This window comes from Actinoallomurus rhizosphaericola (genome assembly GCF_024055675.1).
Lineage (GTDB): Bacteria > Actinomycetota > Actinomycetes > Streptosporangiales > Streptosporangiaceae > Actinoallomurus > Actinoallomurus soli.
In genome coordinates this window covers 51,896-76,317 of record NZ_JAMXMW010000026.1, presented here as the reverse complement: position 1 = coordinate 76,317, position 24,422 = coordinate 51,896, and the positions used below count along the sequence as shown (strand labels likewise).

The 24,422-nt window shown below is 73.8% G+C and carries 20 protein-coding genes; 9 read left to right on the top strand and 11 right to left on the bottom strand.

Annotation, left to right across the window (positions count from 1 at the left end; genetic code table 11):
* Positions 1 to 65 precede the first annotated feature (65 nt).
* From NE234_RS39470 to NE234_RS39440, 7 genes are all read right to left on the bottom strand, one after another.
* Complete coding sequence (locus tag NE234_RS39470) at positions 66 to 2,525, bottom strand: hypothetical protein (RefSeq protein WP_252786167.1); 2,460 nt, start codon at positions 2,523 to 2,525, stop codon at positions 66 to 68.
* Between the two features lie 129 nt (positions 2,526 to 2,654).
* A complete protein-coding gene (locus tag NE234_RS39465; protein WP_252786165.1) occupies positions 2,655 to 3,833 on the bottom strand; it encodes a VWA domain-containing protein in 1,179 nt (392 codons plus the stop codon).
* Complete coding sequence (locus NE234_RS39460; protein WP_252786163.1) at positions 3,830 to 6,598, bottom strand: DUF5682 family protein; 2,769 nt, start codon at positions 6,596 to 6,598, stop codon at positions 3,830 to 3,832. The genes NE234_RS39465 and NE234_RS39460 overlap by 4 nt, the downstream gene beginning before the upstream one ends.
* A gap of 2 nt (positions 6,599 to 6,600) precedes the next feature.
* Positions 6,601 to 7,683, bottom strand: coding sequence for an ATP-binding protein (locus NE234_RS39455; RefSeq protein WP_252786161.1), 1,083 nt, complete (start codon positions 7,681 to 7,683; stop codon positions 6,601 to 6,603).
* 81 nt (positions 7,684 to 7,764) lie between these two features.
* Positions 7,765 to 9,225, bottom strand: coding sequence for a DUF5691 domain-containing protein (locus NE234_RS39450; protein ID WP_252786160.1), 1,461 nt, complete (start codon positions 9,223 to 9,225; stop codon positions 7,765 to 7,767).
* Positions 9,226 to 9,281: 56 nt separating this feature from the next.
* A complete protein-coding gene (locus NE234_RS39445) occupies positions 9,282 to 10,424 on the bottom strand; it encodes an SWIM zinc finger family protein (protein ID WP_252786158.1) in 1,143 nt (380 codons plus the stop codon).
* A 66-nt stretch (positions 10,425 to 10,490) separates the two neighbouring features.
* Positions 10,491 to 11,381 (bottom strand): NAD(P)-dependent oxidoreductase, encoded by an 891-nt coding sequence (locus NE234_RS39440; RefSeq protein ID WP_252786156.1) that lies wholly within the window; start codon positions 11,379 to 11,381, stop codon positions 10,491 to 10,493.
* 96 nt (positions 11,382 to 11,477) lie between these two features.
* On the opposite strand from NE234_RS39440, the gene NE234_RS39435 reads away from it, so the two are divergent.
* A complete protein-coding gene (locus tag NE234_RS39435; protein WP_305886744.1) occupies positions 11,478 to 11,855 on the top strand; it encodes a winged helix-turn-helix transcriptional regulator in 378 nt (125 codons plus the stop codon).
* Between the two features lie 17 nt (positions 11,856 to 11,872).
* On the opposite strand, the gene NE234_RS39430 is transcribed toward NE234_RS39435, so the two are convergent.
* Positions 11,873 to 12,103, bottom strand: coding sequence for a DivIVA domain-containing protein (locus NE234_RS39430; RefSeq protein ID WP_252786155.1), 231 nt, complete (start codon positions 12,101 to 12,103; stop codon positions 11,873 to 11,875).
* Positions 12,104 to 12,422: 319 nt separating this feature from the next.
* On the opposite strand from NE234_RS39430, the gene NE234_RS39425 reads away from it, so the two are divergent.
* Together NE234_RS39425 and NE234_RS39420 are read left to right on the top strand one after the other, a co-directional pair.
* On the top strand, positions 12,423 to 13,373 hold the full coding sequence (locus NE234_RS39425; RefSeq protein ID WP_252786153.1) for a hypothetical protein: 951 nt from the start codon (positions 12,423 to 12,425) through the stop codon (positions 13,371 to 13,373).
* Between the two features lie 50 nt (positions 13,374 to 13,423).
* Positions 13,424 to 13,972, top strand: coding sequence for a carboxymuconolactone decarboxylase family protein (locus NE234_RS39420; protein ID WP_252786152.1), 549 nt, complete (start codon positions 13,424 to 13,426; stop codon positions 13,970 to 13,972).
* 88 nt (positions 13,973 to 14,060) lie between these two features.
* On the opposite strand, the gene NE234_RS39415 is transcribed toward NE234_RS39420, so the two are convergent.
* Positions 14,061 to 14,873 (bottom strand): NAD-dependent protein deacetylase, encoded by an 813-nt coding sequence (locus NE234_RS39415; RefSeq protein WP_252786229.1) that lies wholly within the window; start codon positions 14,871 to 14,873, stop codon positions 14,061 to 14,063.
* 212 nt (positions 14,874 to 15,085) lie between these two features.
* Between NE234_RS39415 and NE234_RS39410 the strand changes: the two genes are divergently transcribed.
* Both NE234_RS39410 and NE234_RS39405 read left to right on the top strand, forming a co-directional pair.
* A complete protein-coding gene (locus NE234_RS39410) occupies positions 15,086 to 15,424 on the top strand; it encodes a HEAT repeat domain-containing protein (protein ID WP_252786151.1) in 339 nt (112 codons plus the stop codon).
* Between the two features lie 482 nt (positions 15,425 to 15,906).
* Positions 15,907 to 17,151 (top strand): phospholipase D-like domain-containing protein, encoded by a 1,245-nt coding sequence (locus tag NE234_RS39405; protein WP_252786227.1) that lies wholly within the window; start codon positions 15,907 to 15,909, stop codon positions 17,149 to 17,151.
* Positions 17,152 to 17,167: 16 nt separating this feature from the next.
* Here the strand turns inward: NE234_RS39405 and NE234_RS39400 are convergent, their stop codons facing one another.
* Both NE234_RS39400 and NE234_RS39395 read right to left on the bottom strand, forming a co-directional pair.
* Complete coding sequence (locus NE234_RS39400) at positions 17,168 to 18,733, bottom strand: MFS transporter (RefSeq protein WP_252786148.1); 1,566 nt, start codon at positions 18,731 to 18,733, stop codon at positions 17,168 to 17,170.
* Entirely contained in the window at positions 18,730 to 19,422 is a 693-nt protein-coding gene (locus tag NE234_RS39395) for an LppX_LprAFG lipoprotein (protein ID WP_252786147.1), read from the bottom strand. Before NE234_RS39395 ends, NE234_RS39400 begins: the two co-directional genes overlap by 4 nt.
* A gap of 111 nt (positions 19,423 to 19,533) precedes the next feature.
* Between NE234_RS39395 and NE234_RS39390 the strand changes: the two genes are divergently transcribed.
* The 4 genes from NE234_RS39390 (at position 19,534) to NE234_RS39375 (ending at position 24,404) form a co-directional block, all read left to right on the top strand.
* Positions 19,534 to 20,280: a response regulator transcription factor gene (locus NE234_RS39390; RefSeq protein ID WP_308206984.1), complete on the top strand. Its 747-nt coding sequence runs from the start codon at positions 19,534 to 19,536 to the stop codon at positions 20,278 to 20,280.
* A gap of 65 nt (positions 20,281 to 20,345) precedes the next feature.
* Complete coding sequence (locus NE234_RS39385) at positions 20,346 to 21,476, top strand: sensor histidine kinase (protein WP_252786145.1); 1,131 nt, start codon at positions 20,346 to 20,348, stop codon at positions 21,474 to 21,476.
* Between the two features lie 239 nt (positions 21,477 to 21,715).
* A complete protein-coding gene (locus NE234_RS39380; protein ID WP_252786144.1) occupies positions 21,716 to 22,357 on the top strand; it encodes a hypothetical protein in 642 nt (213 codons plus the stop codon).
* 88 nt (positions 22,358 to 22,445) lie between these two features.
* Positions 22,446 to 24,404: a hypothetical protein gene (locus NE234_RS39375; protein WP_252786142.1), complete on the top strand. Its 1,959-nt coding sequence runs from the start codon at positions 22,446 to 22,448 to the stop codon at positions 24,402 to 24,404.
* Positions 24,405 to 24,422: the final 18 nt, after the last annotated feature.

Below are 24,422 nucleotides of genomic sequence, written 5' to 3'. Positions count from 1 at the left end.
GAGAGCCGCCCGGCGCTCGTGGCGGAGCCGGGTGCGGGCGCCGCCGGCCCTTCCCTATGTACGGATCAGCCGGTCGGCGTCACCACGGCGTCGACCGTGGTGACCGCGCTGGAGACCGACGACGTGCCCTGCCAGATGGCGCGTAGCCGCCACTTGCCGACCTGCGTCTTGGGCGGGGAGAACTTGTCGGTGAACACCCCGCCGCTCTGCACCTGGACCTGGTGTGAGTACTGCACGCCGTCCGGGCTCAGGTAGTCGACGGTGACGATCTGCCCGGCGAGCCCCGGGGTCAGCCGGCCGTCGGCGACCAGGTCGCCGCTCTGGTACTGCGTGCCCGCGAGGGTGACACTGCTCGGCTTCACCGTGTCGACGTCGATGACCACGCCGCCGACGTCTCTGTACTCCGAGTGCGTCTGCGGCGCCGTCCCATGGTCGGGGATGGCCGGATCCGTCGCGGTGAAGACCGTCCCGGCCGCCACGTCCAGTTGGTAGGTGCGGCCCGCTGGAAGGCCCGCCGGGAGGGTCACCGTGACCGGCACATCGCGTACCTCGCCGTTCTGCAGCAGAATCCGGCTCTGCCCGTCGGCGACCCTCCACTCCGCGCCGTCGGGCAGCGTGCCCGAGGTGGTGATGTAGAAGAGCCGCGGGTTCGGGTCGCTCTTGTCGTACGCGTTCGCCAGGTGGATGCTGCGCTGGATGACCTGGGCGGATCGAGGGGCGAACCCGGAGCCGCCACCGCTGTCGGTCTGCGCCTGGAAGTACTCGAAGTTCTCCTGCGCCTGATGCTCGGCGTCACTCGTCTCGCCCGGCGCCCGCGCGACGTCGACCCGGATGCAGCTGTGGAAGGAGAACGACGTGGCGTCCGGTATCCGGGACGGATCCACATCCGGCGTCCACTCGACGTACACGTCGGCGTATCCGCCGGCGGGAATGGCCGCGAGCGCCGGGAACGTCGCCTCGCTCACGGATCCGATGCCGCGCCATCCGGTGTCGGGGCCGACTCCGGTGCCGAGCGGGTCGCTCGCCTTGAAATCCAGCACGACGTGCTCGGCGGGGGCCGTTCCGACGTTGTGGATCCGCGCGTAGACGCGGTTGGGGTGGCCAACGCACGGATCGTCGCCGTTGCCCTGCCCGACGTTCGCGTCCGGGGCGGGATAGGTGCCGTACCGGTAGACGCCGTATCCGTTGCACGAGCTGTCCACCCAGATGTCGCGGGTCTCCCAGGTGTGCATCGGCGCCGTCTGCCACGGCGTGATGGACAGCTGGGGATGCCCCGTCATGACACTGCGGGTGACGACCACGTGGTAGGTGCCGGTCCCGGTATCGTGCCCGGTCACCCGGACGGTGATGTTGTCGGCGGAGTCGGTGTAGGTGTCGCCGACGTGGAAGAGCGCGTACGGCCAGCAGTACGGGTGCGAGGTGGCCACAGTGGTACCACCGCTCTGGCAGTCCGCCCAGCGCGAGTCGGTGCGGTCGCGCACGCACCCGCCCGAACCGACGTAGTCGCACGAGTCGATCGGGCGCACCGGCGGGTCGCTCATCTCCGAGACCGAGTGCAGCAGGATGCCCTCATCGAAGATCCCCGGCCCGACGCTGTAACTGTCCGCTCTGACACGCTGGCGCGCCTCGACGGTGAGGTACACGCCCCGCGCGATCGGAAGCTTGAGCCCCTGGAGGTACGGCGTGCTCGAGGAGGCCACCGAGATGGGCGCCAGGTCGTACTCCCTGCTGACGGGTAGGCCGGTGGACGGCGCCGGATCCGAACCGACCTTCGACGGCGGCAGCCATCCGGGGAACACGGTCTTCGTGCCGATCTCCGGCTGGGAGAGCCCGTACACGCTCTCGCTGTCGGGGTAGCCGCTGTCCATGAGGTCGTAGCCGCTGCTGTAGCCGCCTGGATGCCCGTTCCAGTTGCCGCCGAGGACCGTGCCGTCCGCGATCTCCAGTTGGTGGCCGATCTCATGGGCCCAGCCGTTCCACCACACGTGCGACGGACCGGGCGTGGGGCCGCCCGATGTTCCGCAGTCACCGCCGCACCCTTCGAAGTCGAAGGAGGTCTGCACCCGCTGGGTCACACCACCGGCGTGGACCTCCTGCGGGTCGATCGTGAAGTCGCCGCCCGCTCCCGGGCTCAGCACGATGACGCCGTCGAGCCCGCTCAGCTGCAGACCTGATCCCGCCGCCGCGGTGACCGCGTGCTGTACGAGGTCGTCACCCGTGCCCGTCCAGTAGTGCGCTCGGGTCTGCCAGGACGCGGTGAGAGGCGCCGAGTAGACGCTGACCTGCAGGTTCAGTTGGCCGTTCGACAGCTGACCGAAGTAGGTGGACAGCTCCCCGCCCGCCGCCTGCAGCTGCGTCTGTGAGTAGGCGTGATCGGTGGAGTCAACGTAGGAGACCTGGAGTATCGCGAGCCGGTAGGTCCCGGTTCGCGCCTCCGCAGGTCTCGTGACCGGAACGAACATCGCCATGGTGAGCGCCAGCAGCGCCACGGTCACCCAGCGGATCGGTCGAGATCGTACGATCACCCGACATCCCCTCTCGTCGTTGTTTCGGGCCCCGTCTTCGTACGAATCGTTCTCGACGATCACGTCGGGGGAGTGAGTAGGGGAATACTCAAATCGCGCGTTCCCGGTGCCGTCAGGCTGGGGAGCGTGTCAACGGCCGGAAGCGGACCGTCCGGACCATTCCGTCAGGTCGCGGCCCTCGATCGCGGCGGCCATCAGGTCGGGGAACGCGTCCGGCGTGCAGGCGAAGGCGGGAACGCCCAGGGAGGCCAGCGCGACGGCGTTCGCGTGGTCGAACGCGGGGGCGCCCTCGTCCGAGAGCGCCGTCAGCACCACCATCCGCGTGCCCGCGGCGGTCAGGGCCGCCACCCGCTTCAGCATCTCGGCGCGCGAGCCGCCCTCGTACAGGTCGCTGATCAGGACGAGGACGGTCTCGCGCGGGCGGGTGATCAGGCGCTCGCAGTAGGCCAGCGCCCGGTTGATGTCGGTGCCCCCGCCGAGCTGCGTGCCGAACAGCAGCTCGACCGGATCCCGCAGCCGGTCGGTGAGGTCCACCACCGCCGTGTCGAACGCGACCAGTGACGTGCGCAGCGTCGGCATCGAGGCCAGCACCGCGCCGAGCACACCCGCGTGGACGACCGACGCCGTCATCGAGCCGCTTTGGTCGACGCACAGGACGATGTCGCGTTCGACGGTCCGGCGCCGCCGTGCGTACCCGATCAGGTGGTCGGGGACGACGGTCCGGCGCGCCGGGACGTAGTGGCGGAGGTTGGCGCGGACGGTGCGGTGCCAGTCGACCTCGGAGGCGCGCTGGGGACGGCGCCGCCGCGCGGACCGGTCGAGGGCGCCGTCGACCGCCGACCTCAGGCGCCTCGCGAGGCGGTCCTCCAGCCGGCGGACCACTGCGCGGACGACGGCCCGCGCGGACTCCCTGGCCCGCTCGGGCAGTACCCGGTTCAGCGACAGCAGAGTGCCGGCCAGCTGGACGTCGGGCTCCACCGCGTCCAGCATCTCGGGTTCGAGGAGCAGGCGGGTCAGGTCGAGGCGTTCGACGGCGTCCCGCTGCATGATCTGGACGACGGTCGACGGGAAGAACGCCCGGATGTCGCCCAGCCAGCGGGCGACCTGCGGCGCGGACGCGCCCAGCCCGGCGCCGCGGCCCCGCCGTCCGGCACCCCGGCCGCCCGTGCCGTATACCGCGTCCAGTGAGGCGTCCATCTTCACGTCCTCACCGGTCAGCGCCGCGCCGGTGGACTCGGCCGCCTCAACGCCGAGTACCAGCCGCCAGCGTCGCAGCCGTTCCTCGTTCGCCTCCGCGTCGGCGGTCACGGCCGCCCCCTTCCGTCGTCCGGCCGCGACTCCACCCGTCCGGCCGCCCCCGGCCGATCTCCCGGACCGGGTTTCGCCTGCGATCGCTCGAGGTCAGCCTGCAGGCTGCCGTGCTCCGCCTGGGAGTTGCCGGAATCGGCCTGTGACCCGCCGAGGATGCCGATGACCGTGCGTACGGCCGGGGCGGCGCGTTCGAGATCGAGCGCCTCGTCCTCGAGGAGGCCGGGAGCCGAGGCGGTCCCGATCCGGGCCACCCGCTCCCCGATGGACCGGCGCTCCGGCCCCTCGAAGGTCCCGAACGTCCGGCGCAGCAGCGGTAGCACGGCGGTGAAGGACTCCGGCGGCAGACCGGCGATCCAGTCGTCCACCAGACCGAGCAGCCGGTCGTCGTGAACGAGGATCAGCCCGCCACCGGACAGGAACCCCTCGATCCAGGCGGCCGCGCGAGCCGGTGACGCGCCGACCGAGACGGCGCGCGCCATCCGGTCGCCGATCCCGCCCACGGTCCGGTCCGCGCCGTCGCTCCCGTGCGCGAAGCCGCCCACGTCGTCGACCGGCCCGCCACCCGGCAGCCGGCCGTCGGCCGGCCTGTCGTCGACCAGCCCGCCGTCCAGCAGCAGCCGGGTGAGTCGTCCCTCGATCAGGCCGTGCAGGCCCGGGCGGTCGATCAGGGCGGCGAGCATCCCATGCCAGCGTGCGCTGTGCTCGCCGTCGCCGAGGAGCGACAGCGCGTCGTGGACGTCGTCCACGCGGCCGAGCAGCGCGCGGGCCGCGACGTCGTCGAGGCCGGTCACCTCCGCGGGCAGCCCGACGCAGATGCGAACGACCAGGCCGTCGACCACGGTGCGGAGCGGTTCGGCCGACGTTCCCCGGACGTCGCCGTAGCGCAGCGTGCGGACCAGCGCGGGCAGTGCCGCCATCAGGTGGGCGACGTCGGTGTCGGCCGCCGCCCGGTCCGCGAGCGCGGCCATGACGGCCGGCAGCGCGTCGCCGAGGTCGGCGGGCAGGCACCGCTCGGCCAGCGCGGTGAGCTCAGCGAGACCGCCGGCCTCGGCGGCCAGCGCCCGTGCCCGCGCGGACGCCGCGCTTCGCACCGTCAGGCCCCACGCCCCGGCCTCGACGAGCCGGACGTCGAACTCGGGCCGCCACGCCAGCGTCCAGGTCTCCCGGAAGGTCCCCTTGCCGCGCCGGGACTCGCCGGGCTCCCCCCAGGGGACTCCCAGCAGCCGGAGCCGGTGCAGCAGCCGGCTGCGGTCGAGATCGACGGGTCTGCGCAGGTCCAGGTCGAGTTCCTTGGCGGACGCCGACGGCTGGAACCGCAACCGCCGCTGTTCGTCCCGCAGGTCCCGCTGCAGCGGCACCATCGGCGCACCATCGGGTACGGCGCCGAGGCGCTCGCCGACGACCATGCGGCGCTGGATCAGGTCCAAGGGGAGTTCGGCGCCCTCGCAGAGCACGGCGAGCGCCGCCTCGGTGACCTCGGCCAGCCCGGCGAGCGGCCGGTCGCGCAGGGCGGCGAGCGCGTTCGCGAGGCGCACGGCCTCGATGACGTGGGCGGACGACACGGGCAGGTCCTCCGCCCGGAGCACCGCCGCCACCGCGGTGAACCAGCGCTCGATCGGGCGGTCGGGCGCGGTGAACAGGTGGTGGTACCACCCGGGGGACGTGACGCCGGCACCGTATCCGGAGCGGCTCGCCAGCCGGCCGTACGACCACGGCACCCAGGTCATCGCCACTCTCGTCGTCGGCAGCCCGCGCAGCGCGCGGTCGTCACCCGCGGCGGTGGGCGCGCCGGGCGAGCGGGCGGGGCCGAGCGCGGCGGCGATCGCGGGCACGTGCCAGGCGCCGCAGACGACCGCGATCCGCTCGTACCCGTCCTTGAGGGCGCGGCGTACCGTCCGGCGCATGTACGCCTCGCGCCGCTCCTCCCATCGCAGGTCGTCCTCTGGCAGGGCCGGCGCGTGCTCCCGGAGCGCGGCCATCGCCTCGGCGACGGCCTCGAAGGGCGCGGGGCCGCCGCCGCGGTGCTCGACGACGTCCTCCCACCAGCGTTCGGCGTCGTCGTGACCGGCCGCCTCGGCCAGCCGGGCCAGCGGATCGAGCCGTACGGCCACCGCCAGGCCGGACTCCTCGCCCGGCACGGTGCCGCCACCGGATCCGTCACCCGGCACCGTGGCCCCGCCGGGTCCGTCGTCCGGAGCCGTGTCGCCACCGGGTCCGTCACCTGGAGCCGTGGCGACGCCGGGTCCGTCGTCCGGAGCCGTGTCGCCACCGGGTCCGTCACCTGGAGCCGTGGTGACGCCGGGTCTGTCACCCGGCGCCGTGGCGTCGCCGGACCCATCGCCCGGCTTCAGGGCGACGCCGGATCCGTCGTCCGGTCCGGGAACGTCACCGGTATCGGCGGGGACGTCCTCCGGCGGCCGATCGGCGAGCAGGTACGCGGCGGGCAGGTCGCAGAAGCGCACGGGCACCTTCGCCCGGAGAGCGTGACGGATCGCCTGCCATTCGGGGCTGAACTCCGCGAACGGCCAGAACGCCGCCCGCCGTCCATCCCCGCCGTCCACGGCGTGAGCGAGCAGCGCGACCGGGGGCACCATGCCGGGGTCGGCTGCGAGATCGACGATGGCGTCGGCCTCGGGCGGTCCTTCGATCAGGACGACGTCGGGCCGCATCTCCTCCAGGGCGCGGCCGAGCGCCCGCGCCGATCCCGGGCCGTGATGCCGGATCCCGAAGATCCGGACGCGCTCGTGGGCGGGGGCGGCCACGGTCAGGAGACCTCGCGGCAGGCGCGGTAGAAGTCGCTCCACTCGGGGCGTTCGCGCACGACCGTCTCGAGGTACTCCTGCCAGACCACGCGGTCCGCCACCGGGTCCTGCACGACCGTGCCGACGATGCCGCCGGCCACGTCGGCCGGGCGCAGCACCCCGTCGCCGAAGTGGGTCGCGAGGACGCGGCCGCTCGTGATCACCGAGATCGCCTCCGCGGTGCTCAGCGTGCCGCTGGGCGACTTCAGGCGCGTACGACCGTCGGCGGTGCGGCCGGAGCGCAGCTCGCGGAAGACGGTCACGACCCGCCGGATCTCCTCCAGCCCGGCGATGGTCTCCGGCAGCTCCAGCGACGTGCCGATCTGGGCGACCCGGCGGGCGACGATGTCGACCTCCTCCTCGGTCGTCGCGGGCAGCGGCAGCACGACGGTGTTGAACCGGCGGCGCAACGCGCTGGACAGGTCGTTCACGCCGCGGTCCCGGTCGTTGGCGGTCGCGATGACCGTGAAGCCCTTACGCGCCTGAACCTCGGTGCCCAGCTCCGGAACGGGCAGGGCCTTCTCCGAGAGGATCGTGATGAGGGAGTCCTGAACGTCGGATGGCATCCGGGTGAGCTCCTCGATCCGGGCGACGGCGCCGGACCGCATCGCCCGCATCACCGGGCTCGGCACCAGGGCCTGGTCCGACGGACCCTCGGCGAGCAGGCGCGCGTAGTTCCAGCCGTACCGGATCGCCTCCTCCGCGGTGCCCGCCGTGCCCTGGACGAGGAGCGTCGAGTCGCCGCTGACCGCGGCCGCCAGGTGCTCCGACACCCAGGTCTTGGCGGTGCCGGGCACGCCGAGCAGCAGCAGCGCCCGGTCCGTGGCGAGCGTGGCGACGGCCACCTCGATCAGGCGGCGCGGGCCGACGTACTTCGGCGTGACGACCGTGCCGTCGGGCAGCGTCCCGCCCAGAAGGTAGACCGTGACGGCCCGCGGCGACAGCCGCCAGCCGGGCGGGCGCGGCCGGTCGTCCTGTTCGGCGAGGAGGGCGAGCTCGTCGGCGAACTGGTGCTCGGCGTGCGGGCGCAGCACGGCCTCGGTCATCGGAGGGGCTCCTTCGTCGGGGGTCATTCGGTCGTTCTCACTCGCCGTTCGTCCGGGGCCGCTCTGGCCCCGTGGGCGGGGTCACCGCAGCTCCTCGAGCATGTCGTGCCGGAATCGGAGGACGTCGGCGAGCTCGCCGAGCGGCCGGTGGCCGGGGTGCCTCCGGGCGAGCTCGTCCAGGCGCGGCGCGACGGCCGGGGCGAGGCGCTCGCCGGCGAGGCGGCACAGGTCGGCGGGGAACCGCCCGGGGGCGGGATCCGCCAGGGCGGCGATCGTCACGTCGGCCAGCGCGCCGGCCCAGGGCCCGGGGACGCGTTCGAGCACGGTGAGACGGGCAGCGTGGTCCTCGATCCGGCGTACCGCGTCGGCCGCGTGATCCTCGCGGTCGGCGACGGGCAGGACGTCCAGCAGGTCGGCGAGCACGGGGACGTCGCCGAGCACGACGTCGCCCGCCAGCAGCGTCCGGGCCCAGGCGGCGTCCCGCTGCCGCGCCGCCGCGCGGGCCCATCCGAGGTGGACGTCCCGTCTGACGTGCTCGTCCGGCGTGGGCCGTGCGCCGGTGGTGACCGGCAGCGCGGCGACGCGCTCCGGAGGCAGGCCGAACAGCGCGGTCCAGGTGGACGGCGGCGTACGAGCGAGGATCTCCCGCAGCCAGCCCGCGCGGTTCCCGACGCGCTCGATCGCGTGGTACGGGATGCCGTCGCGCTGCATGCCCTCGTCGTGGTGCTCCGGTGGTTCGACGGCGATCCGCTCCAGGCCGCCCGCCGGCCCGGCCACCGGGTGCAGGCAGGCGAGCGCCCGTTCGGTCATGCGCCGTGCGTACGCCGAGCCGGGCAGCCGGGCGAGCAGGTCGGCCGCGATGCGCCGCACCTCCAGGCCGCGGTCGTCCAGGGCCGCCTCCAGGAACTCCTCGTCCGCGAGGGAGAGCCCGCGCTCGAACGCCGTGAGGAATCGCGCTCGCTCCGGCGCCGGCTCGCGCCCCCACGTCGAGGACAGCGTCGTACGGGCCGCGGCCGGGTCGGTGGCCCGCGATCGCAGCAGGTGGGCCATGCGCTGAGCCCGGGTGCCGGTCGACCACACCCCGGGATCCTCGACCTCCTCACCGCCGCCGGCCACGACGAGGTATGCCCAGTCGAGGTTCTGCATGGCCAGCCAGACGCCCCGCCGCCCGGCGGCCCGCGCGATCGAGGGACGCAGCGCCCGGTCCGCGCGCCCCTTGTGCAGCAGGTCCGGGAGCAGCCGCGGCGGAACCCGGCGGCCGCTCCGGGCCGCCGCCTCCAGCCACTCGGGCAGGACACGGGCATGCTCGCCCGACAGGATCCGGCGCAGCCGGTCGGCCGTCGCGTCCGGCACGACGGGTGCGGTCTCCGCCGGGGCGGGCGCGGTCGGCTCCGCGCTCACCGGCCGCCGGCCGGCGCGCCTGCGCACCGTCAGTAGCGCCGCCTGGTCCAGCAGGCGGGCCGCCGGATCGGCCGGGCCGCCGGGGACCTCGTCGAGCGGCGGCACCGGCCGCCGCCGCGTCCCCAGCAGAGCGGCGGACACGTGCTCACCCCAGGCGCTCACAGCTCACCCCACGCGGTCACGGCTCACCTCATCGGTCACAGCGGCACGGCCCCTTCCTCGGCCTGCCAGGCGGACAGCGGCAGCAGCCCGCGCGGCGACCACTCGCCGGCGACGGTGAGCGGCCGGCCACCGGAGACGGCCCACAACCGCCAGACGTCGGAAGCGCGCAGCGGCAGCGCGGCGCCGTCCGCGTCGACCAGGCAGGGGCCGCCCGCCTCGTCCCGCGCGGGCCGGACGCCGGCCAGCACGGCGGGCCACCGCTCCAGCCAGGGATCGAGGGCCAGCGCGTCGGCGTACTCCCGGAGCAGCCCCGGCACGGTCGTGCCGCGCGGCGGCCGGCGCACGGGCGCGGCGTGACGGGCGGCCACGAGTGCGCGCAGCGCCAGGGCCCCCGGGTAGAAGGCCAGCTCGGCGTCGACCGTGTCGCCGACGCCGAGCGACGAGTCCAGCGCCCGCCCCGCCCGGTCCGGCGCCCGTCCCGCGGGAACCGGCGCGTCCGGCACCCGCCCGTGCGCGTCCGGCGTCCGTGCCTGCGCGTCCGGCGCTCGCCCGTCCACACCGGGCGTCCGTGCCTGCGCGCCCGGCGTGCGCGCCGGCGTGCCCGCCGTCTGTCCCGGCGCGGTGAAGGACAGGATGAGCGCGGGCCGCCCGGTCTCCTGACCGCGCAGCCAGACGCGGCGGGTGAGGAGGCGGTCCTGCTCCACGTCACGGCACCCCGCGACGTACCAGTGATCCCGCACCGTGTCACCCGCCAGGACCTCCTCCTGGCTCACCGGGAAGCCGACGTGGGACCGGACGGTGGCCCGCAGCGGTGCGGGCAGCTCATCGCGACGACGGAACGCCGTGACCAGCAGCCGCAGCAGGGCGTACTCCTCCAGCAGCCGGTCGGGCCGGCCGTCGGCAGGCAGCGAGCCGAGCTCCCGCACCCGGGACGCCAGCGCGCCGGCCTGGGCGTCGACGAGCCGCCGGGCGACGCCGTCCCATATCGAGGACGGGGCGCGGTCGGCGTGCGCGAGACCCTGGGCGACCTGGTCGCACAGCCACCGGTCGAGCTCCTCGACCCCGGCGGCGACCCGCTGCTCGCGCCGCTCCGCCGTCGCCGTCACCGGCGCGTCGTCTCCGGCGGCGCGGCGGCCGGGCGCGTCGTGCGTACGAGCCCGCCCCACGCGTTCGATCACATGCTCGAACCTATCGGCGCCCGCCGACATTCGGCGGCGGAGTCTCGGCGGGTCCCACGGCGGAGGTCAGCCGGCGGACACGGGCCGCCGGGCGAGCAGGTCGACGACGCCCGTGGTGTCCTCGTCGCCGTGCCCGTCGGCCAGGCGGCGCTTCATCAGGTCGACGTACGGGAGGAGCAGCTCGGGACTGACTCCCTGCTCCTCGGCCGTGCGCAGCAGCGTCGCCGTGCCCGCCACCTGCATGGCGAGATCGGAGACGACGCCCTGGGTGTAGTCGCCGCTCACCAGGCGCTCGGCCGTCCCGTCCACCGAGGCGGTCATCGCGGTCAGCCAGCCCTTCAGCAGCCGCGCGAACGCGCCCGGCGCGACGCCCTCCCCACGGATCAGCGCGAACGCGTGCGCGATCCCCGCGAACATCCCGTACATCGCGCTCAGCAGCGCCACGTCGTGCAGGGCCGCGAGACCGGGATCCGTTCCGACGTACTCGGCGCCGGCGGGCACGGCCAGCGTGGCGCGGTGCGCGTCGAAGAGCGGGCGGGAACCGCTGTAGAGGACGTACGCCCCGGCGCCGGGCGCTCCGATCATCGGCGGGACCGCCATGATCCCGCCGTCCAGGAACCGGGCGCCGCGCGACCGCGCCCACGCGGCCCGCGCCCGTGCCTCATCCGGGGTGCCGGTGGTGAGGTCGACCAGGTCCCTGCCCGCCAGGTCCGTGCCGGCGAGGACCTCGGCGACCGACGCGTCATCGAGCAGGCAGACCACGACGAGGTCGTTCGCCGCGACGGCCTCGGTGGCGCTCGCGGCGACCGTCGCGCCGTCGGCGGCGAGGGCCTCGGCACGGGCCGCGGTGCGGTTCCAGACGGTCAGCGGATGCCCGGCGGCGAGCCAGGCGCGGGCGAGCGCGGTGCCCATCGTGCCCAGGCCGAGAAGCGTGAGAGGGGTTCTGTTCGAGTTCATGCTGGTTAGGCTGGGGCCGGCACTGAATGGTGATCAAGTACGCACTTCGAGGTGGGTGGTCACCTCGTGGTAAGCGAGCAGGCAGGAGGGCTGGGGTTGGCGACCGCGCGACGCCCCGGGGCGTACGTCTGCGGCATCGATGCCGCGATGGACGTCATCGGCGGGAAGTGGAAGGTGCTGATCCTGTGGGCGCTCGACGAACGTCCCTGCCGGTTCGGCGAGCTGCGCCGGCACCTGCCGGGCGTCACCGAGAAGGTCCTCGCCTCACACCTGCGCGAGCTGGAGGAGGACGGCATCGTGCACCGTGAGGCGTACGACGAGGTGCCGCCCCGGGTGGAGTACTCGCTGACCGACCGCGGCGTCTCGCTCAACGCCGCGCTGGCTCCTCTCGGCGCGTGGGGCCGGGAGAACATCCTCGGCGGCGCGTACGCCCACACCCCCGCGACGGATCACCCCGCCCCCGGCGAGCGGTGAGCGAGAGCGGGCACGACTCAGGAGTCGAAGAAATCCCCGAGGAGCCCGCGCCCGTCGCCGTCCGGGCGGCCCGCCGCCCCGCCTTCCGTGAGGTGCCGCTCCACCTGGTGGCGGTCGTAGCCGCGAAGCACCACGTCGAAGGCGGGAGGGAACGGCGTGCCGGCGGGGTCCTGCGCGAGTCGGCGGAGGTAATCGTCGACCTGGCGGCGGTCGTAACCGCGCCACACGATGTCGAACGTCTGGTTCATCAGGCCCTCCCGGAACGTCGGTCCTCCTGAGTAGGACGCCGCCCGGACAGCCCGGGTTCCGGCATGATCTTGATTTTTCTCGAATTCGGCAATCATTGGTCTTTACAAACCGGGAACTCGTCGGCGTGCGGCGTCGGCTTGAGACGGCGAGTGGGGTATCTCTGACCAGGTCCGGACAGGGACCGGAGACCTGCCTTGACACGACTTCCGGAGATTATTTAGTTGAAGGAATCCGCGAGCGCAGGAGTGCGTGAATGTGAGTGGCGATTCCTCTGTGCGGCCGCCGATTTCGCATCATCCGTTATTTCAGGAGGACACCATGGCCCAGGTCACGTCCGGCGCCGACGTCCGCGCGCCGGCGCCCGGCGACACCCTTTCGGCGACCCGCCGCGCCGTCGTCATCGGCGCGAGCGTCCTGGCGGCCTTCCTTCTCACCGTCGTCTGGTCGGCCGAGTTCGTCGACAAGACGATCGGTCAGAACGTCGCCGGGTCCCTGCTCGGCCACGATCCCGTACGGACTCCGATCGCCGGCTCGGCCGCGGGCATCGTCTACGCGTTCGTGTCCGGTCTGGCCGGTACGTTCACCGCCTGCAACATCGCCGTCTTCGGCGCCGTCGCCCCGATGGTGGGCGAGCCGACCTCCCTGCGGCGACGGCTCTGGAACTCGCTGCGGCCGCTGGCCTGGCTCGGCCTGGGCATGGTCGTCGTGTCGACGACCTACGGCGCGATCGCGGGCGTGGCGGGCACCCGGATGCCGCAGTTCTCGACGGCTTCGGGCCGGCCCACCCTCACGCCGCGCCTCGTCCAGTCGATGATCGCCTTCGGGGTCATCGGCACCGTCTTCGTCCTGCTCGGCCTGGTCGCGCTCGGTGTCGTCCCCGACCCGCTCGCCCGCCTGTCCAGGCGGTTCCCGCAGGCGCGGTCCGTGCTGGTCGGCATGATGATCGGCGGGTTCCTCATCGGCCGTCCCTACCCGCTGTACCGGGTGCTGTTCCGTGACGCCGCGCAGAGCCACGACCCCTTCTTCGGAGCGGCCGCCTTCGCCCTCCAGTCGCTGGGGAACGTCCTGCTCATGGCGCTCATCACCGTCGTCCTCGTACGGCTCACCGGCGGGCGCGTGCGCCGGTGGGTCGCCGCGCGTCCGGGACGCGCGGCGCTCGTGACCGGTGCGGCGTTCCTGGTCGCCGGTGTCTTCACCGTCCTCTACTGGGACGTCCGGCTCCTGTCGAACGTCGGATACCTGTGGTATCCGACCGCGCCGTGGACGTGACGGCCCCGGCCGGAGACGGACCCCACCCCCTCACGTCGGAGAGGCAGACCATGCCGTACATCGAACTGGGCAACGACTCGCCGGGCATCGTCGGTCTGCTCCGGTACCGCCCGGAGATCGGCCGGCTGATCGGCGAGATGGCCGAGGTCCTCCTCCGGGGCCCGAGCCCGCTGACGCGGGGCGAGCGCGAGCTGATCGCGGCGTACGTGTCCTCGCTCAACGAGTGCCGTTTCTGCGCGTCCTCGCACCGGGCCTTCGCGGCGGCCCAGCTGCCCGAGGGCAGGACCCTGGTCGACCAGGTCTGCGCCGACGCCGACGCCGCCCCCGTGACGGACAAGATCAGGGCGCTGCTCCGGATCGCGCGTGCGGTGCAGACGGGCGGGCGCTCCGTGCGGGCCGACCACATCACGGCCGCCCGCGCCGCCGGGGCCATCGACGTGGAGATCCACGACACGGTGCTGATCGCCGCGATGTTCTGCCTGGCCAACCGGTACGTGGACGGCCTGGCGGCGGTGACGCCCACGGACCCGGCGTCGTACGAGGAGGCCGCCGCCCGGATCGTCGCACACGGGTACGGCGAACTCCTGCCGGATGAGTGAGCCGGAAGGAGGGGACCGGCGGTGACCGTCACGGACGCCCGGTGGACGCGTTTCCGCTCGTGAGCGAGGGGCCCCCTGAGGGGCGCGCTCACGGCCGGGGACCGAGCTCGGCGAGGATCGCGGTGAGGGTCGCGCCCAGCGGGGCGTCCAGGGTCAGGAGCGCCTCGCCGTCGCCGCGGGTGCGGCCGTGGTTGACGATCGCGACCGGTATCGAACGCTCCGCCGCGCGGCGGACGAACCGGTACCCGGACATCACCGTCAGCGAGGATCCGAGGACGAGGAGCGTCCCGGCGCCCTCGGTCAGGGCGTAGCAGTCGTCCACGCGCGGGCGCGGGACGTTCTCGCCGAAGAAGATGACGTCCGGCTTCAGCACCCCGCCGCAGTTCAGGCAGGCGACGGTGGTGAAGGAGTCGATCCGGTCGTCGTCGAGGACCGCGTCGCCGTCCGGATTGATCACGGTGGCCTCGGCGTCCCAGCCGGGGTTGGCCGCGCTCAGCCGCTCGTCGAGCTCCTCGCGGGGCGTACGCCGGCCGCACCCGAGACAGAGCACACGGTCGAGGCTGCCGTGCAGTTCGATGACGTCGCGCGCACCGGCGGCCTGGTGCAGGCCGTCGACGTTCTGGGTGATGATCCCGGCGACCAGGCCACGACGCTGTAGCTCGGCCACGGCCCGGTGCCCGGCGTTGGGCGCGGCCCGCGCGACGTGCCGCCACCCGAGATGACTGCGCGCCCAGTAGCGGCGGCGGGCCGCCTCGCTGCCGACGAAGGTCTGGTACGTCATCGGGTCGGCGCGCCGACGGCGCCCGGTCTCTCCCCGGTAGTCCGGGATGCCGGACTCGGTGGACAGGCCGGCCCCGCTCAGGACGACGACGTCGCCGTCGGCGACCAGGTCGACCAGCATCGCGAAGGCGGTCTCGAACGTCGGATCGGCTCCGAGTAGTCCCGTGCCACTGCGTCCGCCGGCGGACACACCACCATCATTCCCCGCCCCAGTCACCCTTCCATCATGCTCGATGCCCGTCCCTGCCCGAGCCGCCGGGGGAGACGGAAGATCGTCGGAGGGAGCCTCTACGATGCGGTGCGTTCACGACCACCCGGCGCCGAGGATGACTGATGGCGAACCAGCGCGTTGCACGGGCCCTGGACTCGATGCGCAGCCCGGATCCGGAGATCCGGGCCCAGGGCTTCGACTTCCTGCGCGAGCACGCGGACGCGTACGTCGGCGACATCGCCGACGCGTTCGGCGAGGAGCAGGACGACGAGCTGCGCTGCCTGCTCCTCGAGCTCGTCGCCGAGGCCCGGTCGCCCGGCGCGCTCGAACTGCTGGCCGCCCAGCTCGACAGCGAGGACGAGTCGCTGCGGTTCTGGGCGGTCAGGGGCCTGGAGATGCTCGACAGCGCGGCGGCCCGGCAGGCCCTGCACCGCGCGCGCGTCAACGGCTGGATCGCCTGACGGCGCACGCGTCCTGCCGCCTCCGGCGATTCCGGGACCGGACCGCGGTCCGCCGCCGGAGGCCCTGACACCTCAACGGGTCCACGACCCGTCGGCCGTGGCTCCTCCTGGCGGGACCACGGTGGACGGTCGTCAGCGCGTACGGCGGCCGGTCAGCCGTTGCAGCCGCAGGAGCATCCCTTGGAGCAGGAGCAGCTGGATCCGTGACCACATGAACATCCGCGTCTCATGCCCCGAGCGTGCGCCCACCGCCCGCCCGAGATCAAGGCCAGATTCCTGTTACCCGCGTCACCGGGTCCCGGGCCCGCCCCGGTAGCGAGCGAAGGATCTTGCCGGTCGGGACACGACGCCGAAGATTTTTACCTTTTCGTCCTGTTTAGGGTCTCGATTGCCAGATGTTCACTCCTGTACGATTCCCGGCACTTGGGCGCTGACCTGCGGTTTCTTCGCCCGAGCCCCCCGAGACAGGAGTAGTCGTGACGATGCGGTGGACGGCGAGGATCGCGGTGCTCGCCGTGTGCGGACTGGCGGCCGGGACGCTGCCGCCCGCGACGGCAGCGCTCGCGGCCGCCGACCTGCCTCCGGCGGCCGACCCGGGTCCGGTCGCCGGGCGGCCCGGCGGGGACGGGACGGGGAGCTCGGCCGTCCGGTCGATCTTCAACGCGCCACAGGCCGGCTCCGCCAGGCGGGACGCGATCGCCGACCAGGTCGCCCGTCTGATCGCCGGGACGCCGGCCGGGCAGACGATCGCCGTCGCGATGTACCACTTCTCGAGCCTGGACACCGCCCGGCAGCTGATCGCCGCGAACCGGCGCAGAGTCCGCGTCCAGGTCGTGCTCGACCACGAGTCGACGGCCTACCCCGCGTACAAGAAGCTGCGCGCCGGCCTCGGCGCCAACACGAGGAAGCCCTCGTGGGTCGTGACCTGCGGCCGCGACCGCGGCTGCATCGGGCCCAGTTTCAACCACAACAAGTTCTTCCTCTTCTCCTCCGCGCTGGGCGCCAAGGACGTCGTGCTGCAGACATCCGCCAACGCCACGGACGGCGCCCGCGACACCCAGTGGAACGACGCGCTCACCATCCAGGACGCCGGGGTGCACGCCGCCTACCTGCGCTACTTCCAGGACCTGGCCGCCCAGCACCGGACCGGTGACTACCACCGCAGCGTGCGGTCCGGGCCGTACCGGATCGACTTCTTCCCGTGGGCGAAGGGCGACCCGATCAGCGACGCCCTCGACAAGGTGTCGTGCGCGGGCGGCACGCGCCTGCGCCTGAGCGTGGGCCACTTCACGTGGGCGCCGATCGCCAAGCGGCTCTGGAAGCTCGACGACGAGGGCTGCCGCGTGCAGGTGGTCTTCGACCAGATCGGCCAGAGGGTCGCCCGCCGCCTGACGAAACCGGGCGGCCGCCACGGCAACCCCGAGATCCGCTACCTGTCGGAGAACGGCCACGTCTACGCGCACTCGAAGTACCTGCTGATCGACGGCGGGTACCAGGTGAGCCGGCAGAAGGTCGTCTCGACCGGCAGCCCCAACTACACCGAGGTCGGCTTCCACTCGCACGACGAGGCGATGATCACCATGGCGGACGCCGCGCTGGAGGACGGGTACGCCGCCAACTTCGACGCGGTGTTCGCGCACGCACACGCGGTCAAGGCCACCGACGTGAACTCCGTGCCGGCGGCGGTCTACGACCTGGGCGGCGACAGCGGGTCCGGGTCGGAGTGACCCGGACGGCGCGCGGTCAGGCGGACGGCGGCTCGGCGCGTACGGGGACGGACGGGTTCTCCGCGGGCGTCTCATCGGCGGCGACCGGGGCGGGTCCGCCGACCGCCAGGCCGAGGACGGCGGCGAGGACGCAGACCCCGGCGGTCGCCCAGAAGACGTCGGCGTACTCGGTGTGCAGGGCTGCCCGGACCGCGGCGAGGTAAACGGCCGTCCGGCGGGCGAACTCCGCCTGTGACACGCCGATCGGTAGCGGCGTGACGAGGTGCGCGGTCAGCGCGTGGAAGCGGAAGAAGCCCCAGGCGCTCAGGCCCGCCACCCCGAGCAGCATGCCCATCATCCGGGCGACCACGACGGCGGCCGAGGCGACACCGTGCCGTACGGCCGGCACGGACCGCAGCGCCACCGACGACAGCGGCGCGATCACCAGGCCCAGCCCCAGCCCGGCGACGGCGAGGTCCACGCCGACCCGGGAGACGGCGAACACCCCCAGGTCGTAGTGGAGACCCTCGGCCCGTACGGGCCAGGCGGCGATCCGGGCGTATCCGAAGGCGGCGACCAGCATGCCGCCGGCGACGATCCAGCGTTCGGCGCACCGCCGGGCGAGCAGCCCCCCGGCCAGCGCGGCCACCGCCAGCGGGATGAGGAAGCGGGCGAGCAGGAACGCTCCGCCGGTCGAGTTCCGTCCCAGCAGCGTCTGCGCGATCAGCTGCACGTCGACCAGCGTGATCATCAGCGCCGCGCCCGAGAGGAGACTGACGCCGAGGACGGCGAACAGACCGCCGCGCCGGGCGCCGCGCAGGTCGAGCAGCCGGGTCCGCGCCCGCGCCTCCCAGCCGGCGAACGCGACGATCACCACCGCGCCGGCGACGACGCACGGCACACCCCACGAGGGCAGCGCCGACCGCTGCGGGTCCGGGTTGTACAGGCCCGCGACGAGCAGGCCCAGCCCGGCGGCCAGCAGCAGCCCCCCGATCACGTCGACGCGCGTGGGAGCGGCCGGGCGTCCCCGCGGCACCGCCCACCAGACCGCCGCCATGGCCAGCAGCGTGACCGGGATGTTGATCCAGAAGATGCCGCGCCAGCCGACCAGCGCGGCCACTCCGGCCCCGTACAGCGGGCCGAGCACGCTGCCGAGCTCCTGCAGCGCGCCGACCGCGCCGAGGACCGCCGGCCTGCGCCGCTCCTCCCACAGGTCGCCCGCCAGCGCCATCGTGATCGGCAGCAGCGCCCCGCCGGCCAGGCCCTGGATCCCGCGCCCGGCGATCAGCACCGGCAGTGAGCCGGCCAGCGCGGTCACGGCCGAGCCCGCGGCGAATCCGGCCAGGCACGCCTGCACCATCACCTGGCGGCCGAACCGGTCGGACAGCATGCCGAGCAACGGCATGCCCGCCACGTAGCCGAGCAGGAACGCCGTGACGACCAGACTCGCGTGCTCGATGTGGTTCACCGGGACGCCGAGGTCGCCGACCATCGTCACCAGGACGGTCACGACGACGTACGCGTCGATGGCCGCGAGCAGGACGACCACGCCGCCCACGCCGAGGGCGATCCGCCGGGAGCCGCCCGGCCGTCGAGGGCTCACCGGGCCGGGGCGGTGATCGAGAACGGCTTGTTGAAGTCGGTGAAGGTGACCGTCGCCGTGCCGGGCTTGCCGCCGTTCTTACCGGGCACCTTCACGTCGGCCTTCAGCACCCGGTGGTCCGCCTTGGAGATCGACAGCTCCGCGGGCGTGTCGGCCGAGATGCCGGGGACGAGCCGCGACAGCGGTTCCTTGGCGAGCGTCGCGTCGACCTCGTAGCAGTCCTGCCCGGCGACCTTCTGCCGGCCCTTCGTGTCGGCGTTCTTGGCGGTGGACAGCAGCTGCACGAGCCCGCGGTTCGGATCGAGCACGGCGGACGGGTCGTAGATCCCCGCCACCCGGGACAGCGGCTGCTGCTGCCACCCTCCGGTGAAGCCGCGCAGATAGGCGGTCTTGCCGAGGACCACGAAGTCCAGCTGGATCGACAGGCCCAGCTGGGTCGTCTTGGCCGACCCCTGGGCGTTGCCGTTGCGCAGCAGCTTCGCGTCCGCGCTGTCGACCTTCAGATCGGGATGGCCCGAGGTGCGCAGCGCGAAGGCGAGGCTGGTCACGGCCCGCGTCGCGGTGGCCGCCTGCTGGAGCAGGGTGGCTCCGGGCGGGTTCTTCCCGGAGCCGCCTCCGCCGCCGCATCCTGCGGCCAGGGCGGACGTGAGCGCGACGAGGCAGGCGAGCTTCGCCCGGAGTGATGACATACGGGAAAGATATCGATCCCGATGGCGCGGGCGGGGACACACGCCGAGCCTTCGCCGCCGAATCGGGCGAATCGCCCGCCATTCCGGTGGTTCGTCCTTACACTCCCGACCGTGGACACCCCCGCCGAGGTGCTGGTCGTCGACGACGATCCGATGGTGGCCGAAGTGGTCACGGCGTACCTCACCCGTGCCGGCCTGCGGGTACGCCGCGCGGCCGACGGCCCGTCGGCGCTGGCGTCGGCCGAGGCCCACCTTCCGGACCTGGTCGTTCTGGACCTCATGCTGCCCGGCCTGGACGGCTTCGAGGTCTACCGCCGGATCCGCGAACTCGGCCCGGTCCCGGTCATCATGCTGACCGCGCGCGGAACCGAGGGCGACCGGGTCCGCGGACTCGAACTCGGGGCGGACGACTACGTGACCAAGCCCTTCAGCCCCCGGGAACTCGTGCTGCGCGCCCGGTCGGTGCTGCGCCGCGCGCACCCGGTCCCGGTGGAGCCGGCCGAGGCGCCGCCGGTCCCTCCGACCCGGACGATCGGCGACCTCACGCTCGACGCCGCGGGCCGCCGCGCCGTCAAGGCGGGCGAGCCGCTGACGCTGACGGGCCGGGAGTTCGACCTGCTGGCCTTCTTCGCCGAGCATCCCGGGCAGGTCTTCACGAGGACGGAACTGCTCCAGCACGTCTGGGGCTGGGAGTTCGGCGACGAGTCCACCGTCACCGTGCACGTCCGGCGGCTCCGCGAGAAGGTCGAGGACGACCCGCACTGCCCCCGGCTCATCGTCACGGTCTGGGGCGTCGGCTACCGCTTCGACCCGGGACCGGACGCCGCCGCGACGCCCGCGGAAGGCGGCGATCCATGAGCGAGCGGAGCGAGTGAGCCATTGAGCACAGCGCTTTCGGTCGCCCCTCCGACGAAGGAGGCCTCATGAGTGACGACGTCTGCGTCATCGTGATCGGCGGAGGCTCGGCTGCGGGGGTCGGGCTCGTCGGCCTGGGGGTCATGCGGGCGCTGCGCGGCCGGTCCCTGCGGCTCGCGCTGTTCGTGCTGGCGGTGGCCAGCGTGCTGGCGATGGTGACCGGCACGGTCGTCGCGGCGCAGGAGATGTTCATCTCCCCGGAGGACTTCGGCGTCGTCCTGACCGTCTGCGTCGCCTCCGGGATCGTCACCTCGGCGATGGCGCTGCTGCTGGCGCGCGCGATGGTCGCCGACAGCCGTACGCTCCGCCGTGCCGTACGCGCCCTGGGGCACGGGGCCGCTCCGGGGACGGACGGGAGCCTCTCGACGGCGGAGATGGGCGAGCTGAGCCGGGAGCTGAGCCTCACCAGCGCGCGGCTCGCCCAGGCGCGGGAGCGCGAGCGCAGCCTCGAACGCTCCCGGCGCGAACTCGTCGCCTGGGTCTCGCACGACCTGCGGACGCCGCTCGCCGGGCTGCGGGCCATGGTCGAGGCGCTGGAGGACGGCATGGCCCCCGAGCCGTCCCGCTACCACACGCAGATGCGGCTCGCCGTCGACCGGCTGTCCGGCATGGTCGACGACCTGTTCATGCTGTCCCGCATCCACGCCGGGGCCCTCGCCCTCTCCCCGGAATGGGTCACCCTGGCCGACCTGGTCGACCAGGCGGTCGCCGGGACCAACCCGCTCGCCCGCGCGCAGGGCGTCCTGCTCGGCGCCGAGGTCGGCGACCCGGTCGTCGTACGCGCGGACGTGCGGGAACTCTCGCGGGCGCTGACCAACCTGGTGGTCAACGCGATCCGGCACACGCCGTCCGCGGGCTCCGTGCTGGTCGAGGCCGGCCGGCGGCAGCAGCACGCCGTGCTGGCGGTGTCCGACGCGTGCGGCGGAATCCCGCCGGGCGACCTGGACCGCGTCTTCGACGTCGCCTGGCGCGGCACCGCCGCCCGTACCCCCGAACCCGACTCCGGGGCGGGCCTGGGCCTGGCGATCGTCCGCGGCATCGTGGAGGCGCACGCGGGAGCGGTCGAGGTGCGCAACACCGACCACGGCTGCCGCTTCGAGGTGCGCCTCCCGCTGTCCACGGCCCGGTACGGCGCGTGACACGTACGGGACGACGTCCCAGGTCACGGCATGGATGACGTCGCCGGCCCCCACGGCCGCGAAATATTACGAGATTCGAACACGGCCGCCGATGGGCCCTGCGGGCCCTGGCCGCTCCCTACATTCCTCAGCGGCACTACCGGTGCGCGCTCGCGGATCAGGCGGGGAGCGACGTCGCACGGCAGTCCCGCCAGGCGGTCCCGTACGGGGCCGCGGACGACGGACGAAGGAGCGACCCCGTGAAGACATCGACGAAGGTCACCGGCGTGACTCTCGCCGGGCTGACCGCGGCCGGCGTGGCGATCGCCGCGATCGGGACCGGCCCGTCCACCACGGTGACCCGGAACGTCGGCGAGAACCGCGCCTACACCGCCTCCCACGACACCGGGCGCACCACGGCCCGCCCCTCGACCTCACCCCGTCCCTCCGCCACCGCACGGCAGCGGACCAGGCCCCTGACCGTGGCGCTCACGACCCGCTACACCGTCCGGAACGTACGGGCGGGGCACTCCGTCGCGGTCCTGCGCGAGGCCGGGCGGCGCTGGCGGGTCGTCGGCCGCCTGCGCACCACCGACCGGCGGGTGCCCGGCGCGGCCGTCTCCGTGCGCCGCCCGACCACCGTCGTCGCCGTGGTGGGGCGGCGCGCGGTCCGCCTCGTCGTCCCGCCGCGCGCGGTCGTGGTCGTCGCCGACAACGGCCGCGTCGGCGTGGTGGCGTGGCGCTTCGTCCGCAAGGCCGTCCCGATGACGCCGGCCGCGACCCACTCCGCGCCGGGCACGCCCCCCATGACACCGCCTCCCGTCACCCCCACGCCGACGCCGACCGGCTCGCAGGCTCAGGTCGTCGGCGGCCTGAACGGCCGGGTCTCCACCAAGTGGTGACACGCCGCCCCGCGTGACCTGAGCGAGGTCACGAGCCGCCCTCGCGGAACGCGCCGCGTGCCCCACCGGTCTCTCGAGAGGACACCGAATGTCGTACCTGGAAAGGTCGAACTGGAAGGACCCGAACCGCTCGCGGCGGTTCCGCCTGTTCATCCCGCTGGCGGTCGCGCTCGTCCTCGCCGCCGGTTCGGCCGTGGCCCTCACCACGAAGATGGGGCTCACGGCGTTCGGCGGCGCGCCCGGCTGTCCGAGCGCGAGCGCCACACCGACCCACCGACCACCCAGGACCGGCCCCGGCCGCCGCCGGCTCCCGCAGAAGGGAGCCGAGGAGGTCAAGGTCGGGGCCACGCCCGCCGCCTCGCCGACCGCTTCCCCGCCCGGCGGCGCGGCGGCGGGCCCCTCCGCCGGGGCAGGGACGGCGGACCCCGGCGGCGCACCGTCCACCGGTGCGCCGAGCGCGGATCCGGGGACCGCCGCTCCCTCCCCGGCGGTGCGGGCCGCGACACGGTTCGCGGCCGGTGCCGCCGCATCCGGCAGGGCGCCGGCGGCGGCGCCGTCGCCCGGCACCGCGATGCCCGACGCGGGCGCACAGCCGTCCGCCGGGACCGCCGTACCCGACGCCACCGCGCAGCCGTCGGCGGGTACCGCCCTGCCGAGCGCGAGCGGCTCGGCGGGCACGGCGATGCCCGCCCCGAGGGGGAGCGCGGCCTCCGGGAGCGCCGCTCCGGCGATGCGGAAGAGGCCGAGCGCGGCCCCGAGTTCCTGCCCGAGCGCGACCCCGACGACGGGCGGCGGCGCGCCGGCGGCCGACCCGAACGCGAACTGCACGCTGATCGTGCCCGCCGACCCGCTGAGCGCCCGCGGCCTGGCCACCCCGTATCGGCTGACCGCGACGAACCCGGCGATGGGCCCGTGCAACGAGGCGAACGTCAACCAGTCGGCGTTCGTCCAGGCGACGGTCATCGACCCGGCCACCGGGAAACTGTCGGTGTACAGTCCGCTGGTCGTGGACCAGGGCGCACGGCCCGCCGCCGCGCCCGTGACGCCCGCCCTTCCGGCCGGCGCCGTCGTCGGCATCTGGTTCGGCTACAACGGCGACAACCTGACCCTGCGCGGCACGGGCGGCGCCCTGCGGCAGGGCAGGTGCGTGGGCGGCCTGGGCGGTTCGGTCTTCGGCCAGTTCGCCTACTGCAACGCGCCGGCCTTCTTCCGGGCCGCGAACGCCGCGATCCTGGCGGGCACGCTGACGGTGCCCGCGCTGGGCACGGCGAAGGACGGCATGCCCTGCATGTCGACGCGCGACTTCGCGCTCGTCGACCAGGACCAGAGCGACAACGTCCAGACGACGTACCTGGCGACCGCGGACGGGCGGATCGCGCAGAGCACGGCGGCGAACAAGGGCAGGCTCGCCGGTGCCCAGACCCTCGCCAACCCGAGCGACAACGCGCTCCTGGACGTCTTCGTCGACCCGGCCCTCGGCTGCACACCGTGGACGGCCCCCGATCTCGCCAACCCCGGCACCGTGGTGACGTCACTGGCGATGGACGAGCTCCAGGCCGCCGCCCACCAGGCGGCGCCGAGCGCGCTCGTCCCGCTGAACAACCCGATGACGCTGGTGAACGGCCGGATGAGCACGGCGAAGACCAACTTGTACCGGGCCGGGGTGGACCAGGCTCCGCTGCCCGCCGGGCAGACGCCGGCGGCGTACTGCCGCGGCATGGACACCGTCCAGGCGGCGCGGCTGCGGAAGGACATGCCGATGCTGGCGGGCCAGGCCAGCCCGATGCCGGCCGCGGCCGACAGCCTGTTCACCTTCCTGGGCATGCGGTTGCAGCAGTCGTTCGGCAACCTGAAGTGCCAGAACTTCGGCCTGGCCAACCCGGTCGCGAAGCTCACGATGAACGGCAACGTCGTGACCGGCGTGACCTTCGCCGGGAATACCGGCCAGGGCGGCAACGGCGGTAACGGCGGGAAACCGGGCGGAAACGGTGGAACCGGCGGCAAGGGCGGTCGCCCGCGCCACCATGGGCCGGGACCGCAGAACTGACCGCACGCCCGGGCGCGC

Excerpts from the sequence above, each read along its gene's own strand:
- NE234_RS39455 (WP_252786161.1), bottom strand. The coding sequence starts at position 7,683 with ATGACCGAGGCCGTGCTGCGCCCGCACGCCGAGCACCAGTTCGCCGAC.
- NE234_RS39440 (WP_252786156.1), bottom strand. The coding sequence starts at position 11,381 with ATGAACTCGAACAGAACCCCTCTCACGCTTCTCGGCCTGGGCACGATG.
- NE234_RS39430 (WP_252786155.1), bottom strand. The coding sequence starts at position 12,103 with ATGAACCAGACGTTCGACATCGTGTGGCGCGGTTACGACCGCCGCCAG.
- NE234_RS39425 (WP_252786153.1), top strand. The coding sequence starts at position 12,423 with ATGGCCCAGGTCACGTCCGGCGCCGACGTCCGCGCGCCGGCGCCCGGC.
- NE234_RS39420 (WP_252786152.1), top strand. The coding sequence starts at position 13,424 with ATGCCGTACATCGAACTGGGCAACGACTCGCCGGGCATCGTCGGTCTG.
- NE234_RS39415 (WP_252786229.1), bottom strand. The coding sequence starts at position 14,873 with ATGCTGGTCGACCTGGTCGCCGACGGCGACGTCGTCGTCCTGAGCGGG.
- NE234_RS39410 (WP_252786151.1), top strand. The coding sequence starts at position 15,086 with ATGGCGAACCAGCGCGTTGCACGGGCCCTGGACTCGATGCGCAGCCCG.
- NE234_RS39405 (WP_252786227.1), top strand. The coding sequence starts at position 15,907 with ATGCGGTGGACGGCGAGGATCGCGGTGCTCGCCGTGTGCGGACTGGCG.
- NE234_RS39395 (WP_252786147.1), bottom strand. The coding sequence starts at position 19,422 with ATGTCATCACTCCGGGCGAAGCTCGCCTGCCTCGTCGCGCTCACGTCC.
- NE234_RS39385 (WP_252786145.1), top strand. The coding sequence starts at position 20,346 with ATGAGTGACGACGTCTGCGTCATCGTGATCGGCGGAGGCTCGGCTGCG.
- NE234_RS39375 (WP_252786142.1), top strand. The coding sequence starts at position 22,446 with ATGTCGTACCTGGAAAGGTCGAACTGGAAGGACCCGAACCGCTCGCGG.